General features: G+C 18.9%; 17 protein-coding genes and 2 tRNA genes. 14 read left to right on the forward strand and 5 right to left on the reverse strand.

The genetic code is table 11. From position 1 onward, the window contains the following. Positions 1 to 7: 7 nt before the first annotated feature. A complete protein-coding gene (locus GJT92_RS00345; protein ID WP_168919533.1) occupies positions 8 to 1,225 on the reverse strand; it encodes an acetate kinase in 1,218 nt (405 codons plus the stop codon). 174 nt (positions 1,226 to 1,399) lie between these two features. Here GJT92_RS00345 and GJT92_RS00350 point away from each other — a divergent pair. Together GJT92_RS00350 and GJT92_RS00355 are read left to right on the forward strand one after the other, a co-directional pair. Beyond that, positions 1,400 to 1,470, forward strand: a tRNA-Cys gene (locus tag GJT92_RS00350). Between the two features lie 22 nt (positions 1,471 to 1,492). Next, a tRNA-Leu gene (locus tag GJT92_RS00355) sits at positions 1,493 to 1,578 on the forward strand. 9 nt (positions 1,579 to 1,587) lie between these two features. Here GJT92_RS00355 and GJT92_RS00360 read toward each other — a convergent pair. Both GJT92_RS00360 and truA read right to left on the reverse strand, forming a co-directional pair. Beyond that, a complete protein-coding gene (locus tag GJT92_RS00360) occupies positions 1,588 to 2,055 on the reverse strand; it encodes a CvpA family protein (RefSeq protein WP_168919534.1) in 468 nt (155 codons plus the stop codon). Between the two features lie 220 nt (positions 2,056 to 2,275). Then, entirely contained in the window at positions 2,276 to 3,103 is an 828-nt protein-coding gene (truA, locus tag GJT92_RS00365) for a tRNA pseudouridine(38-40) synthase TruA (protein WP_168919535.1), read from the reverse strand. A 176-nt stretch (positions 3,104 to 3,279) separates the two neighbouring features. Between truA and GJT92_RS00370 the strand changes: the two genes are divergently transcribed. The 3 genes from GJT92_RS00370 to lipA are packed head-to-tail and all read left to right on the forward strand — an operon-like array spanning position 3,280 to position 6,104. Continuing rightward, entirely contained in the window at positions 3,280 to 4,497 is a 1,218-nt protein-coding gene (locus GJT92_RS00370) for a serine hydrolase (protein WP_168919536.1), read from the forward strand. A 22-nt stretch (positions 4,498 to 4,519) separates the two neighbouring features. Beyond that, positions 4,520 to 5,149, forward strand: a complete 630-nt coding sequence (gene lipB / locus GJT92_RS00375; RefSeq protein WP_168919537.1) for a lipoyl(octanoyl) transferase LipB — start codon at positions 4,520 to 4,522, stop codon at positions 5,147 to 5,149. 37 nt (positions 5,150 to 5,186) lie between these two features. Then, positions 5,187 to 6,104, forward strand: a complete 918-nt coding sequence (gene lipA, locus GJT92_RS00380; protein WP_246209070.1) for a lipoyl synthase — start codon at positions 5,187 to 5,189, stop codon at positions 6,102 to 6,104. A 140-nt stretch (positions 6,105 to 6,244) separates the two neighbouring features. Here the strand turns inward: lipA and cspE are convergent, their stop codons facing one another. Next, positions 6,245 to 6,454: a transcription antiterminator/RNA stability regulator CspE gene (cspE, locus tag GJT92_RS00385; RefSeq protein ID WP_168820769.1), complete on the reverse strand. Its 210-nt coding sequence runs from the start codon at positions 6,452 to 6,454 to the stop codon at positions 6,245 to 6,247. A gap of 210 nt (positions 6,455 to 6,664) precedes the next feature. Here cspE and GJT92_RS00390 point away from each other — a divergent pair, with 210 nt between their 5' ends. From GJT92_RS00390 to GJT92_RS00400, 3 genes are all read left to right on the forward strand, one after another. Next, the gene (locus GJT92_RS00390; protein ID WP_168919539.1) at positions 6,665 to 7,444 is read left to right on the forward strand and encodes an enoyl-ACP reductase FabI; all 780 of its coding nucleotides are present in this window, start codon (positions 6,665 to 6,667) and stop codon (positions 7,442 to 7,444) included. Positions 7,445 to 7,595: 151 nt separating this feature from the next. Then, a complete protein-coding gene (locus tag GJT92_RS00395; protein ID WP_168919540.1) occupies positions 7,596 to 9,134 on the forward strand; it encodes a Re/Si-specific NAD(P)(+) transhydrogenase subunit alpha in 1,539 nt (512 codons plus the stop codon). A 13-nt stretch (positions 9,135 to 9,147) separates the two neighbouring features. Continuing rightward, positions 9,148 to 10,551, forward strand: coding sequence for an NAD(P)(+) transhydrogenase (Re/Si-specific) subunit beta (locus GJT92_RS00400; protein WP_168919541.1), 1,404 nt, complete (start codon positions 9,148 to 9,150; stop codon positions 10,549 to 10,551). A gap of 149 nt (positions 10,552 to 10,700) precedes the next feature. Here GJT92_RS00400 and GJT92_RS00405 read toward each other — a convergent pair whose 3' ends face one another. Then, complete coding sequence (locus GJT92_RS00405) at positions 10,701 to 13,154, reverse strand: Rne/Rng family ribonuclease (protein ID WP_168919542.1); 2,454 nt, start codon at positions 13,152 to 13,154, stop codon at positions 10,701 to 10,703. A 349-nt stretch (positions 13,155 to 13,503) separates the two neighbouring features. On the opposite strand from GJT92_RS00405, the gene GJT92_RS00410 reads away from it, so the two are divergent. The 6 genes from GJT92_RS00410 to acpP all read left to right on the forward strand — a co-directional run bounded on the left by GJT92_RS00410 (position 13,504) and on the right by acpP (position 16,848). Continuing rightward, positions 13,504 to 14,454 (forward strand): RluA family pseudouridine synthase, encoded by a 951-nt coding sequence (locus tag GJT92_RS00410; protein ID WP_168919543.1) that lies wholly within the window; start codon positions 13,504 to 13,506, stop codon positions 14,452 to 14,454. A 109-nt stretch (positions 14,455 to 14,563) separates the two neighbouring features. Continuing rightward, positions 14,564 to 14,746, forward strand: a complete 183-nt coding sequence (rpmF, locus tag GJT92_RS00415) for a 50S ribosomal protein L32 (RefSeq protein ID WP_168919544.1) — start codon at positions 14,564 to 14,566, stop codon at positions 14,744 to 14,746. 74 nt (positions 14,747 to 14,820) lie between these two features. Further along, complete coding sequence (locus GJT92_RS00420) at positions 14,821 to 15,264, forward strand: ACP S-malonyltransferase (protein WP_168919545.1); 444 nt, start codon at positions 14,821 to 14,823, stop codon at positions 15,262 to 15,264. After that, a complete protein-coding gene (locus GJT92_RS00425; RefSeq protein WP_168919546.1) occupies positions 15,264 to 15,785 on the forward strand; it encodes an ACP S-malonyltransferase in 522 nt (173 codons plus the stop codon). Before GJT92_RS00420 ends, GJT92_RS00425 begins: the two co-directional genes overlap by 1 nt. Before the next feature lie 9 nt (positions 15,786 to 15,794). Then, positions 15,795 to 16,535, forward strand: a complete 741-nt coding sequence (gene fabG, locus GJT92_RS00430) for a 3-oxoacyl-ACP reductase FabG (protein ID WP_168919858.1) — start codon at positions 15,795 to 15,797, stop codon at positions 16,533 to 16,535. A gap of 67 nt (positions 16,536 to 16,602) precedes the next feature. Further along, positions 16,603 to 16,848, forward strand: a complete 246-nt coding sequence (gene acpP / locus GJT92_RS00435) for an acyl carrier protein (RefSeq protein ID WP_168919547.1) — start codon at positions 16,603 to 16,605, stop codon at positions 16,846 to 16,848. The last annotated feature ends 38 nt before the right edge of the window (positions 16,849 to 16,886 follow it).

The following is a 16,886-nucleotide window of genomic DNA, read 5'->3' on the forward strand; positions in this document are numbered from 1 at the left end:
TTTAATTTTATAAATTTGATTGATTATTAATAATTTTAAATGTATCATGTGCAATCATGAGTTCTTCATTTGTAGGTATAACTAATATCGGAAGACTATTTACAGTACTAATTAAACCTGATTTACCATGTATCATTTCATTATTTAATTTTTTATCTAGAAAAAAATTTAAAATTTTTAACTTTTTTATTGTTTTTTCTCTAATTAAAATACTATTTTCTCCTATACCTCCTGTAAAAATAATTGCATTAATTTTATTTTTTATTAAAATACTATATGATGCTATGTATTTAGCTAAATAATGTACAAATATTTTAGTAGCTTTTTTTATTTCTAAATTTTTTGAATAATTATCTTCAATATATCTAAAATCACTAGTTATATTTGTTAAACCTAACATACCTGATTTTTCAGTTAAAATTTTATAAATTTTATCTATTTTGATATTTAATTGTTTATTCATATAAAAAATAATCGCAGGATCAATATTACCACATCTTGTACCCATTACTAAACCTTCTAAAGGAGTTAAACCCATAGAAGTATCAAAGCTTTTACCTTTATTTATAACAGTAACAGAAGATCCATTACCTAAATGGCATGAAATACAATTAAATATATTAAAAGGTATATTTAACATTTTAGCAGCTATTATAGATACATATTTATGACTTGTCCCATGAGCTCCATAACGACGTATTTTATATTTTTTATAAAATTTTATAGGTAAAGCATATAAATATGATGTTTCAGGTATTGTTTGATGAAAAGCTGTATCAAATACAGCAACTTGTTTATTTTTTAATTTAGGTAATATTTTTGTTATTTCTTTAATACCTATTAATTGAATTGGATTATGTAAAGGAGCAAAAACTGATGCTTCTTCTATCGCTTTAATAACTTTTTTATTAATTCTTACAGAATTTGTAAATTTTTCTCCTCCATGTACTATACGATGACCTACTGCTATTATATTTTTATATAAAAATAAATTTTTTTTTAAAATTTTTTTTACTAAGTAGTTTAATACTTTCTTATGATCAGTTTTTAAATTAAATTTGACTTTTTGTTTATTATTTTTAATATTCCATTTAATATAAGAATTTTTATTATGAAAATGTTCAGCTAAACCAAAAAATAATATTTCCTTTTTTAAGGGATTTATAACTGAAAATTTTAAAGAAGAACTACCACAATTAATAACAAATACTAATTTGTTTAACATATATATTCCTAAAATAGGTATTATATAATTAATTATTAATCTATTAATTTTATTATATATAAAAAATAATAAAATTATATATATAATAAATATATATTTTTATATAAAATTTTTAAATAAAAATAAAAATATTATATACATAATTTTTAATATAAGTTATTATAAATAAAGTATGGCGCATTGGCAGAGTGGTTATGCAGAGGATTGCAAATCCTTTTATTTCGGTTCAATTCCGGGATGCGCCTAAATTATTTATCTTTTTATTTTGCCCAGGTGGTGGAATCGGTAGACACAAGGGACTTAAAATCCCTCGGCATATTATTGCTGTGCGGGTTCAATTCCCGCTCTGGGTATGAAATTTTCTATAAAAAATAATTATATTTATGTAACAAATTATGAAAATAAATAAATAATAATGATTTTTGTTCAAGTAACATATAATTATATAAATTTTTATCAAAATGATTTAAAGAATACAAAAAAAATAAAATAATAAAATATCCCTTAAAAAAACCAAAAAATAATCCTATTATTTTATTAAAAATATTTAAATTAAAATATTTTATTTTTTTATTTATATAATTATTAATTATATACCCGAATGATAAAGATAATATAAATGAAATAAGTAATAAAAAAATTTTTTGAAAATATAAATTATTAATTACTGTATTTTTTATATAAAATAAATAATGAAAATATTTTTTAGATAAATAAAATGATACAAACCAAATTAATATTGTTAAAATTTCTTTTATAAATCCTCTAAAAAAACTATACAATGAAGACAATATTATTATTAATATAAATAAATAATCAATTATAAACATATTTTTTTATGTATTTAAAATTTTAATTAAGTTATTTTATCTTTTTAATATTTAAAATAATATAAAAATTTTTAAAAATTAAAATAACTTTTAAGTTTAAAATAAAAAATTATATTATAAAAAAATTTTATATTTTTTTATTTAAAAATAATATTAATTATTTATTATAAAACTTATATTTTTAAACACTTAAATATATTAATTTAATTAATATTAATAATTAAATTATTTTTTTTAAAAAAAAATATGAATTCCAATTATAATAAGGAATACGAAAATGTTTTGGATATTCAACTTCTACTAAAAATAATCCATCTGGTTTAACTGTTGCAGCAGCTTTAGTCCTATCTTTAATTTTTATTAGTTCTAATAGCCAATTTTCTTCTTTTTTCCCAAGTCCTATTTCTAATAAGCTTCCCACAATATTTCTAACCATATGATATAAAAAAGAATTTGCTTTTATATCAATTAATATATAATTTCCATATTTTTTAATATCACAATTAATAATTTTTCGAAAAGAAGATTTATTTAATTTTTTACCAGATTCGAAAGAAGTTAAATCATGTTCACCTAATAAATATTTTATTGCATTTTTCATTTTTATAATATTTAAATTATATTTATATGAAGTAACTAAACTATTAAAAATAGCTGATCTATATAAATTATTATATATAATATAAAAATATCTACGTGATAATGCACTAAATCTAGCATGAAATTCTTTTTTTACTGATATTATCCAATTTATAACTATATCTTGAGGTAATAAACTATTTATACCTAAAATCCAAGATCTTTTTTTTCTAAAACTACTTGTTTCAAAATGAATAACTTGTCCTAAACTATGAACACCTATATCAGTTCTACCTGCACAAAAAATTTTAATATTATGATTAGCAATTTTTGAAATAGCATTCTCAATATATTCTTGTATAGTTTTTTTATAGTATATTTTTTGTTTTTGCCATCCATGATAATTTTTACCATTATATTCTACTCCTAATGCAAATTTATATTTTTTTTTAGATTTAATATTTATCATTATTTTATTTATACCTATATAAATATTATTTTTAATAATTTTATTTTACTAAAATTTTAGTTACATTTCTTTTAAAATTATATAAAATAACATTTTTAATAAATATAATTTAAATCATTATTTAATAATTTTTATTATAAAAAATATAATATATACTTGTACATGAGTAAAATATGATGAAAATATGTAAAAAAACTAATAGAAAAATTAATCAAATTATAAAATTAATTATTACTACTATATTTATAATATATCCAACAATAATATATGCATATGAAAATATATTTAATATTTCGTCAGAACCTAATATTAACGTTAAATCATATATTTTAATAGATTACAATACGGGAATTATTTTAACAGAAAAAAATAGTAATGAACCTCAAAAACCAGCTAGTCTAGCAAAAATTATGACTAGTTATGTAATAGCTAAAGCTATAGCAAAGGGAAATATACATCGTCATGATATTGTTATTGTCAACCAAAATGCCTGGGCAACAGGTAATGAAGAATTTAATGGATCATCATTAATGTTTTTAAAAATTGGAGATCATATTTCTGTAGATAATTTAATAAAAGGAATTATTTTACAATCTGGTAATGATGCTTGTGTTGCTATAGCAGAATATATATCTGGAAATCAAGAAAAATTTGTAAATTTAATGAATTTTTATGCAAAAAAAATAGGATTAAAAAATACTTGTTTTAAAAATGTTCATGGACTGGATAAACCCGGGCAATATACTACAGCAAAAGATATAGCTATTATGGGAAAAGCGTTAATTCGTGATTTTCCTTATGAATATTCTATATATAAACAAAAAAGTTTCACTTTTAATAATATTTTTCAAAAAAATCGTAATTTATTATTGTGGGATAATTCCTTAAGTGTAGATGGTATTAAAACAGGACATACTGAAAATGCTGGCTACAATATTATAGCTTCTGCAACAAAAAATAATATGAGATTAATTGTTGTTATTTTAGGTGATAAAACTGAACAAGATAGAAGAAAAAATAGTAAAAAATTATTAAATTGGGGTTTCGAAAATTTTCGCACACTTAATCCTGTAAAAAAATATCAAAAAATTGCATCTGTTCCTATTTTATATGGTAAATATAGTTCTGTAAGAGTAGGTATTAAAAATAATGTTTATTTAACAATTCTTAAAAATCAAGAAAAAAAAATAAAAATTCTATATCATATTAAAAATAATAAAATATTAGCACCAATACATAAAAATCAAATATTAGGTAGTATGGTTTTTATAATTAATAATCATATAATTGGAATATATCCATTAGTAGCCTTAGAAAATATTTCAAAAGGAAATATTTTTGTTTGTTTATTAGACTATATAAGATTATTAATAAGTAGATGGATTCATCAATAAAAATAATATTTAATTAATACTTATGTACAAAAAAAATTTTATCATACGAAATTTAGGAATAGAACCTTGGTATATAACTTATAAAAAAATGAATAATTTTAATTTAAAAAGATCTAATGATACATTAGATGAAATATGGTTAGTTGAACATATTCCTGTATTTACACAAGGTAAAATATATAATATTTCAAATATTTTATATTATAATCATAATATACCGATATTTAATACTGATAGGGGAGGGAAAATTACATATCATGCTCCAGGACAACAAATTATGTATATTTTAATTAATTTAAAAAAAAGAAAAATAAATATTAAAAATTTAATATTTATTTTAGAAAAAACAATAAAAAATATTTTATTATATTTTGGAATAATTCCTGATAATTTTTACCATAATCCTGGTGTATATATTAATAATAAAAAAATAGCATCTATAGGAATTAAAATTTCCAAAGGATGTTCTACACATGGAATAGCATTTAATATAAATATGAATTTATTACCTTTTCAATATATTGAACCATGTGGTTTAAAAAAATTAAAAATGACTCAATTAAAAAATTTTATTTCAAATATAAAAATTTTTAAGATTAAAAAATTATTAATAAAAGAATTTATTTTATTAATAAATAATTATAGTAATTAATTTTAATTAAAATAGTTTTTTTAAAAAAAATTTATTTATAATATTAAATCATTTATTTAAAAAAATAATTTTTTATAAAAATATGAAAAAAAAAATTTTAAAAAAACCTAATTGGATAAAAATTAAACTTCCATTAAATAATATTAATAAAGTTCAAAAAATTAAATCTATTCTAGAAAAAAACAAATTATATTCAGTTTGTGAAGAAGCATCTTGTCCTAATTTAATTGAATGTTTTGGAAAAGGACAAGTAACATTCATGATTTTAGGAAATATATGTACTAGAAATTGTCCATATTGTGATGTAATTCATGGTAGACCTATAATAAAATATTCTAAAAAAGAAGCATCTAATTTAGCAAATATTATTTTAAAAATGAAACTTAAATATGTTGTTATTACTTCTGTTAATCGTGATGATTTACATGATGGAGGAGCCAAACAATTTGTAAATTGTATAAAAAAGATACGTAAAAAAAATTTTAATATTAAAATAGAAATTTTAGTACCGGATTTTAAAAATTGTATTGAAAAAGCTCTTAATATATTTAGTGTTTCCTTACCTGATGTTTTTAATCATAATATAGAAACAGTAAAAAATTTATATTATAAAATAAGACCTTCTGGAAAATATTATAAATCTTTAATATTATTAAAAAAATTTAAATATTTATTTCCAAATATTTTAACTAAATCAGGCTTAATAGTGGGATTAGGCGAAACAAATAAAGAATTATTTACTACAATAAAAGATTTAAAATTTAATGGAGTTGATATTTTAACTATAGGACAATATTTGCAACCTAGCAAAAATCATTTACCTGTATATAAATATTATAGTTTAAAAGAATTTGCTCAAATAAAAGAAGAAGCAATAAAAATTGGTTTTAAAAAAGTAATTTGTGGTCCTTTTATACGTTCTTCTTATAATGCACAAAAAAATTATCCTAATTAAAATTATATTATATAAAAAATTGCCTCTGAAAAATTATTTAAAATATTATTTTTAATTTTATTATAAATAGTTAAATATAAAATTTTTAATTCTATCAGAGGCAATAAATATATTAAACCTTTTTTTGCTAATAAATAAACTTAAAGTGCAACAACATTAGCAGCAGAAGGTCCTTTGGCTCCGTTAGTAATTTCAAATTCCACTCTTTGGCCTTCGGTTAATGTTTTAAAACCACTACTTTGAATTGCAGAAAAATGTACAAAAACATCCTTACTACCATCTTCAGGAGTAATGAAACCAAAGCCTTTAGATTCATTAAACCACTTAACGTTACCCTTAATCTTGGACATCAATTATTACCTTTACATAAAAATAGACACTAAAATTGTGTCACTTAAAAGTACATCAATTAATACTTCATTTGTCTAGTGAAACAAATCAAAAAAGTGAGAAATATCGAATTTTTAAATATTTTTTTACGAAATTTATTTAATTTATCTATTATTTTCTTAAATTTATTAAATTTTATTGATAAAATAAATATTTTTAAGGTAAAATTTATGAATTTATTATTAAATAAAAAAATATTAATTACTGGAATTTTAACTAAAAAATCCATTGCATATGGTATAGCTAAAATAATGTACAAACATAAAGCAAATTTAATTTTTACATACCAAAAAGAAAAAAATAAAAATAAAATAGAAAAATTAGTAAAAAAAATGACAAAATATCCAATATTAAAATGTGATGTATCAAAAGATAAAGATATTAAATTTTTATTTTTAAAAATATCAAAATTATGGAATAAATTTGATGGTTTTGTCCATTCTATTGCATTTGCGCCTAATAATACATTAAAAAATAATTTTATTAGAAATATTTCTCGTAAATCATTTCAAATTTCTCATGATATTAGTTCTTATAGCTTATTAGGTATGATAAAAAAATGTATACATTTATTAAATAATAAATCTTCAATTATAGTTTTAACTTATTTAGGTTCAAAAAAATTTATACCAAATTATAATATTATGGGTTTAGCAAAAGCTTCATTAGAAGCTAATATTCGTTATATAGCATGTAGTATTGGCAACAAAAATATAAGAATCAATGGTATTTCTCCTGCACCAATAAAAACTATTTCATCTTCAAAAATAAAAAATATTAATCATATTATAAAATTATATAAAAAAAATAGTCCTTTAGCAGAAAAAATTACTATCAATCATGTTGGTAATGTAGCTACTTTTTTAGCTTCTGATTTATCTTTAGGAATTACAGGAGAAATAATTAATTTAGATGCTGGTTTTAATATACAAATGATTAAAAATGATTAATTATCCTAACTAATTTTAATTTAATTTTTATATTTTATATAAAATAATAATATTGATAAATATTTTAATAAATGATAATTTTTAAATTTAGTTAATATTATAAATTTTATTTCATATAAAATTATACTTATTTTATAGCAAAGGATTAATTATGATAATTGGTATACCAAAAGAAAAATTTCCTAAAGAAAAAAGAATAGCAATAACACCTTTAAATATTAAAAAATTAATAAAATTAGGTTTTGAAATATATATTGAAAAAGGAGCTGGAAATCTTTCTAATTTTGAAGATAAAGATTTTATAAGTGAAGGAGCAAAAATAGTAAAAAATATAAAAATTTGGGAAGCAAATATAATAATTAAAATTCATCCACTCGACGAAAAAGAGAGTCAATTAATAAAAAAAAATAGTATACTAATTAGTTTTATTTGGCCTTATAAAAATACTAAATTATTAAATATTTTAGCGTTAAAAAATATAACTACTCTTGCAATGGATACTATTCCTAGAATTTCAAGAGCTCAATCTTTAGATGCCTTAAGTTCAATGAATAATTTATCTGGATATAGAAGTATTATAGAATCAACCTATTTACTAGGTAGAACTCTAAATGGGCAAATAACTGCTGCAGGAAAGATACTTCCTGCTAAAGTAATGGTAATTGGAGCAGGAGTAGCCGGTTTATCGGCTATCGGTACAGCAAAAAGTTTAGGAGCTATAGTTATTGCTTTTGATAAAAAAAAAGAAGTAAAAGAACAAATTCATAGTATGGGTGCTGAATTTTTAGAATTAAAAAATCAGGAAGATAATAATATACATGAATATAAAACTATTTCATCAAAAAATAAATTACAGTTAGAACAAGAATCTTTTAATAGTATTGTAAGTACAACAGACATTATTATAACATCAGCAATTATTCAAAATAAAAAATCTCCTATTTTAATTACAAAGGAAATGATTAAACGGATGAAACCAGGTAGTATTATTTTTGATCTTGCTATAGAAAATGGAGGAAACTGCGAATTAACAAAAAAAAATAAAATGATTATAACTAATAATAATGTAAAAATATTAGGTTATACAAATTTACCGAGTAAATTAGCCCCACAAGCTTCTCAATTATATGGTACAAATATAGTAAATTTATTAGATTTATTATCTAGAAATAATTTTGGAAAAATTAATATTAATTTAAAAGATGAAATTATTCGTAATATGACTATTATTTATAATAGTAAAATTATTTGGCCTGCCCCCATATCTTCTAAAAAAAAAAATGTAGAAAAAATAAATAATTTTAAAAATATAAAAGAAAATTTAACTACAAAAAAAAATAAATGTTTTTTTATAAATAAATATTTTTTATATATTTTAGGATTATTTTTTATTTATTACATAACAAAATATATTCCTAATGAAGTAATTCCTCATTTTATAATTTTTTTATTATCTTGTATTATAGGTTATTATGTGGTATGGAATGTAAGTCATAAATTACACACACCTTTAATGTCTGTAACAAATGCAATTTCTGGTATTATTATTATTGGTTCTATATTACAAATTAGTAGTGATTATTTTACTATAATTATAATAGCTTTTTTAGGAATTTTATTATCTAGTATAAATATTTTTGGAGGATTAACTATTACTCAACGTATGTTAAAAATGTTTCGTAAAAATTAAGGAGAATTTATAAATGTCTGATAGGTCATTAATATTTACATATACTATATCAGCAATATTATTTATATTAAGTATTGCAAATCTTTCTAAAAAAGAAACCTCTAGAAAAGGTAATTTGTTTGCCATTAGTGGTATGATTATTGCTATTATTATATCTATATTAAAATCAAGAATTAATAATATTGGTTATGTAATAACAGCAATTATTTGCGGAGCAATTATAGGAATTAATATATCGAAAAAAATTGATATGACTAAAATGCCTCAGTTAATTGCAATATTACATAGTTTTGTTGGGTTAACTGCAGTACTTGTTGGTTTTAATAATTATTTACTTTTAGTATATAATAAAATTATATTTGATAAAAATATTAATATTCAATTAGTAGAAATATTTATTAGTATTTTTATAGGTTCAGTTACTTTAGTAGGATCTATTATTGCTTTCAATAAATTATCTGGATTTATGAAATCAAAAGCTTTAAATATTAAATATAAAAATTTAATACATATTCTTTTATTATCAATATCATTAACATTAATGATTATTTTTTTAAATATACATAATATTAAATTACAAATTTTATCATTAGGATTAATGTTTTTAATTTCATTAATATTTGGATTTCATTTAATTATGAGTATTGGTGGGGCTGATATGCCTGTAGTTATATCAATGTTAAATTCTTATTCAGGATGGGCAGCAGCTTCTTCAGGATTTATGTTAACTAATGATTTATTAATTATAACTGGAGCTTTAGTAGGTTCTTCAGGTGCTATACTTTCATATTTAATGTGTAAAGGAATGAATAGATCTTTTCTTAATGTTTTACTAGGAGGAGAAAAAAAAATTTTTAATGAAAATAATAATATTATTATAGATAAAAATATACCAAACTATAAAAATATTTCTATAGGAAATACAGTAGAAATATTAAAAAGTTCTAATAATGTTATTATTGTTCCTGGATACGGATTAGCAGTATCTCAAGCACAATATCCACTTTCTGAAATAGTAAAAAAGTTAAATTCATTAAATATTAAAGTAAGATTTGCTATTCATCCAGTGGCAGGACGTTTACCTGGACACATGAATGTTTTATTAGCAGAGGCTAATATTCCATATGATCTAGTATTAGAAATGGATGAAATTAATAAAGATTTTATTAATACAGATACAGTATTAGTTATTGGAGCTAATGATACAGTAAATCCATCTGCACAAGAAGATATTAATAGTCCAATATCTGGAATGCCTATTTTAGAAGTATGGAAAGCTAATAATATAATTATTCTTAAAAGAAGTATGAGTAAAGGATATTCAGGAATTAATAATCCTTTATTTTATAAAGATAATAGTTATATGTTATTTGGCGATGCTAAAGATACAATAAATAAAATATTAGAAATAATGTAAAAAAAAAGTTTACTCATTGTATGAATTTAAATAAAATACTAAGAGTAAACTTTATAAAAATTTTAAATAATCTTTTCCTTTTTTTATTAATTTTATTTTTTATTATTTTAATAATTTTTTAAATTTTAATTTATTAAATTTATAAAATATTATAATCTTTTAATAGGGGGAACGGTATATCTTTTTGCGGTATGTGTACCAGCACCTTTATTTTTATTTAAATTAATTGGATTATTAATTAATTTATTATTGCAATAATTTGTAAAATTATCTTGTAATCTTTTATTATTTGATGACAAACAATGTTTGTATATTTTTTTTTTTGTTAATATATTATTATTTTCTATTTTAATTTTAGATTGATGTTTATTTATAATATGAGAAATAATTATACTTTTTTTTGAAATTATTTTTTTATTAGTATTTAGTTTAATTTTATTTAGTATTATTTTATTAGTTTTAATATAATTTTTAAATTTATCTGATTTTATTTTATTTTCTATAGATAATTTAGATAAATTAATTTTTTTATCATTTAAATTATTATTAATTTTATTAATATTTTTTGTATTTAAATTTTTTTTTAATCTAATATAATTATTTGAATTTTGATTATTATTTTTATTATTGATTAATAAATTATTGTTTATTTTTTTTTGTTTTTTGTCTATTTTTGTTATTTTTAATTTAATGATAGGAGAAATTTTTTTTTTATGAAAAGATATAATATTTTTTATTTTATTTAATTTTATTTTTTTTATAAAAATATCTAAATTTTTATTCAGATTATTTTTTTTATAAAAGAAAAAAATTTTATTATAATAATTTAAAATAATTTTTTTTATGTAAAAAAATTTTTTCGAAAATTTTTTTAAAAAATTAAAGAATTTATATTTATTTATATTAATAAAATTCAATAATTTATATGTTTTTAAAAAAAAATAATTTTTTCTTTTTATTATTTTCTTACGATAAATATTAAAATTTTTATTTATATTATTTTTTTTTAGTAAATTATTTTGAAAAAATTTATCTTTAAAAGAAGAATTATTATTTATATTTAAATTTAAATTTAAATTTAATTTATCAAATTGACTCATAAAATAATGAATAATTTTTTTATCTTCATTATGTTTTATACTTAATACATAATAATTTGGTGTATTAATTTTATTATTAGGAATAATAAATGTTTTAATTTTTCTATTTTCAATTGCATTAACTGATTTTCTTTTTTCATTTAATAAATAAGACGCTATTTTAACAGGTACAATTGCATATACTTCTTTTATATTTTTTTTAAATGATTCTTCTTCTATTAATCTTAAAATAGATAAGGATAACGATTTACTATTTCTTATAGTTCCATTACCTAAACACCTAGGACATAAATAATAACTAGATTCTCTTAAAGATGAACATAATCTTTGGCGAGACATTTCTAATAATCCAAATTTTGAAATATGACTTATTTGAATTTTAGCTTTATCTTGACGTATTTTATATAATAATTTTTTTTCTACAATTTTTTGATTTTTTAAAAAAGACATATCAATAAAATCTATTACAATTAATCCTCCTATATCTCTTAGACGTAATTGTCTAATAATTTCATCTGCAGCCTCTAAATTAATATTTAGCGCTGTTTCTTCTATATCAGTTCCTTTAGTTGCTTTTGATGAATTAACATCTATTGATGTTAAAGCTTCTGTTGTATCTATGATAATAGAACCCCCTGAGGGGAGTTGTACTTTTCTTTGAAAAATAGTTTCTATTTGAGCTTCTATTTGATAATAATTAAATAATGGAATAATACCTTTATATAATTTAATTTTATTATTAAAATCAGATTTTCCTAAAATATTAATATGTTTTTTTGCCAATTTTAATATTTTAGAATCATCAATTATAATTTCATTTATATCTTGACATAAATAATCTCGTAATGATCTAATAATTAGATTACTTTCTTGATATATTAAAAATGGAGCTAATTTATTTTGAGCTATTTTTTTTATTTTTTCCCAATGTTTTAATCTAAGTTTTAAATCTAATTTAAGTATTTTAATATTTTTACCTAATCCTGCTGTACGAATTATTAAACTCATATTATGAGGTAAATATAATAATGATAAAATTTTTTTTAAATTTTTTCGATCTTCTCCAATAATTTTTTTAGATATTCCACTTGAATTTGGTTTATTTGGCATTAAAACTAAATAACTTCCTACTAAACTAATAAATGTTGTTAATGATGCTCCTTTATGGCCTCGTTCTTCTTTATTAATTTGTATAATAATTTCTTTACCTATTGGTAAAAAATTTTTTATATTTATTTTATTATATATATTTTGATTATAATAATTAGGTAAATATTCTTCTGTGATTTCTTTTATTGGTAAAAAACCATGTTTGTTAACACCATAATCTACAAAAACTGCTTCTAAACTTGGTTCAATACGTGTAATTTTCCCTTTATATATATTGGATTTTTTTTTCTTATGTTTAAAATTTTCTATATTTAAATCATATAATTTTTGTCCATCAACTAGAGCAACACGTAATTCTTCATGTTGAGTAGCATTTATTAACATTCTTTTCATAATAACTTACTCATATAGTTTTCTATAAACTAATTAAAAATTAATATAATTAAAAAATTATATTTAGTGTTTTGTGAATTGTTTTTATCAAAATTATAACTATCAGAAAATAGCAAAATTATCTTAATATAATTATTTATCAATTTTAAAATTTTTAAAATATACCTAATTATAATTAAATATATTTTAGTTTTTTTATTAAAATTTTAATAAATTTTTTATTAAAAATAAATATTAACATAAAACTTTATATTCAATAATAATTTTCTATTAAATATATAACATATTATTATCTTTTATTAAAAATTTTTATTATATTAATAAAATTATTAATTTAATTTATAATTATATGTATAAGATAATAAAAACTAAATTTATAACTGTTCCTATAAGTATTGATAAACAAAGAATAGATAATTTTTTAATTAATAAATTTAAAAATGTGCCTAAAAGTATGATTTATCGTCTTTTAAGACAAGGAAAAATAAAAGTTAATACAAAAAAAATTTTACCAAATTTTAAAATTAAATTTCAGGATATAATAAAAATTCCTTCTATATATATTAATAAAATTAATCCTATTAAATATAATTTAAGTTATAAAAAAAAGAATTTTTTTAAAAAAACTATAATTTTTGAAGATAAATATATTTTAGCAATAAATAAACCTTCTGGTATTGCTGTTCATGGAGGTAGTGGTATTAATTATGGAATTATTGAAAATTTTCGATTTTTATTTAAGAAGAATTTTTTTTTAGAACTTGTACATAGAATAGACAAAGAAACTTCTGGGGTATTAATAATGGCAAAAAAAAGATCGGTATTAAAAATATTACAAAAACAATTAAGAGAGAAAAAAATAATTAAAAATTACATTGCTTTAGTAAAGGGTAATTGTTTTAAAAAAAAATATATTTATATTAAAAATTATTTATTAAAAAATAATTTTAATAAAAAAATTAAAGTACAAATAAATAAATATACAGGAAAATATTCAGAAACTAAATTTAAAATTATTCAAAATTATAAAGATATAATGTTAGTAAAAATAAAACCATTAACAGGTAGAACACATCAAATTAGAGTACATATGTCCCATATAGGTTATCCTATACTTTTTGATAAACGTTATGGTGATTATATTTTTAATGAAAAATTAAAAAAAATTTATAATTTAAATAGATTATTTTTACATGCTAAAAATATTAAGTTTATACATCCTATTAGTAAAGAAAAAATTAATATATATGCACCCTTAAGTAAGGAATTAAATAATTGTTTAGCAAAAATAAATCATTAATAAATTATATTGCATATATAATAAAAAATATTTAAAATATAACTAGGTTTCAATATAACGAAATTAAATAAAGAAAAAATATTTATAATATAAGAGGTATTTTAAAAATATGGCAGTACAAAAACATAAAAAATCTAGATCTAAACGTGGTATGAGACGTTCTCATGATAAATTATCTAATAATAAAATTTTACTAATTGATAAAAAAACTGGTAAAAAATGTTTATATCATCATATGGATAATGATGGTTTTTATAGAGGAAAAAAAATTATTATTAAAAATAATAATTAATATTATTAATTAATAATATATTTAAAATAAAAAATTTAAATTTTATATTTAATTAAAATTAGATATTTTAAAATATGAAAAAATTTGTTGCAATTTTCCCAGGACAAGGAATTCAATTTATAGGAATGTTGTCCTCTTTGTATAGTAATTATAAAATTATAAAAAAAACTTTTAATTATGCTTCTGAAATTCTTAAATATGATTTATGGTATTTAACTCAGTATAGTACATCAAAAAAATTAAATAAAACTTATTATACACAACCAGCTATTTTAACAGCATCTATAGCTATATATAGATTATGGTTACAAAAAAATGGTATGTTACCTAGTATAGTAATGGGTTATAGTTTAGGAGAATATACTGCAATAGTTTGCAGTAAAATTATTAGTTTTTCTGATGCAATTAAAATTGTAAAATTTAGAGGTAAATTAATGCATAAATTATCATCTAATTTGAATGATTATGATAAAAATGGATATTATATGCAAACAATTCTTGGAATAAAAAAAAAATAGTGGAAAATATTTGTATAGAAATTTCCAAAAAAGAGAGTATTATATCAATATCTAATTATAATTCATATAAAAATATTACCATTAGTGGTAATAAGTTAGCTATAATTAAAGCTATAAAAATATTTAAATTTTTGGGTGCACGTATAGTTCCTATAAATATAAATATACCTTCACATTGTTTATTAATGAAACCTATAATTTATGAATTTAAAAATTTTTTAAATAAAATTATATTTAAAAAACCTAAAATTATGTTTATTAATAATATTAATTGTAAATATGAAAAATCACCGGAAAAAATTAAAGATTATTTAGTAAAACAATTATATTCTACTGTAAATTGGGTAGGATGTCTAAATTTTATAAAAAAAAAAAATATATTTAACGTAATTGAATTTACTCCTAAAAAAATACTTAAAAAAATATCAAAACCAATTTTAAATGATTTAAATATAAGTTCAATTTATGATTTAAAATCATTTCTTCTTACATTAAAAAAATATAAATTTAATAATAAATAAATGATAAATATTAATCTTAATGGTAAAATAGCTTTAGTTACTGGCGCAAGTAAAGGTATAGGATATAATATTGCTAATACATTAGCTAATTATGGAGCTTATGTTATTGGTACATCTACTAATCCTAATGGGATAAAAATAATAAATAATTATTTAGGTAAAAATGGTATTGGTTTAATCCTTAATTTAGAAAATAGCTCTACATATATTATCAATAATTTTATTAGATATATTATTAAAAATTTTAAAAATTTAGATATACTAATTAATAATTCGGGAATAATATATGATAAACTTGTATTAAATATGAAAGATTATCAATGGAATAATGTTTTAAAAATTAATTTAACTTCTGTTTTTAAAATATGTAGAGAAGTTATTTATTACATGTTAAAAAAATCATTTGGTCGTATAATTAACATTAGCTCCATAATAGGAATTATTGGTAATATAGGACAAGCTAATTATGCTGCAACAAAAGCAGGAATTATAGGATTTAGTAAATCTTTAGCTCAAGAAGTAGCACATAAAGGAATTACTGTAAATATTATATCTCCTGGTTATATTGAAACAGATATGACATTAAAATTAAAAAAAAAATATCGTGATAATATCATATCAAAGATCCCATCTAAACGTTTTGGAAATCCTCAAGAAATAGCAGATGCTGTAATTTTTTTAGTTTCTGAAAAAGCATCTTACATAACAGGAGAAACGTTACACATTAATGGTGGTTTATATATGCAATAATTTTTTATTTTACTTATAAAAATGAAATTAATAATTTTATCTTAAAAAATTTTTAATAGGAAACATAATGAATACAAGTAATTCTATTATCGAACGTGTAAAAAAAATTATTATTAATGTTCTAGAAATTAAAAAAAATAATATTACAAATACTTCTTCTTTTAAAAAAGATTTAAACGCTGATTCTCTTGAAACTATTGAAATTATAATGGCATTAGAAGAAGAATTTAATATTGAAATTTCAGATGAAGATGCTGAAAAAATTACTTCTATTCAAGAAGCAGTTAGCTATATTAATGATTATAAAAATTAAAATTAATTTGAAATTAAGAAATAAAATAATATTTTTAT

Source organism: Enterobacteriaceae endosymbiont of Donacia clavipes (genome assembly GCF_012570365.1).
Lineage (GTDB): Bacteria > Pseudomonadota > Gammaproteobacteria > Enterobacterales > Enterobacteriaceae.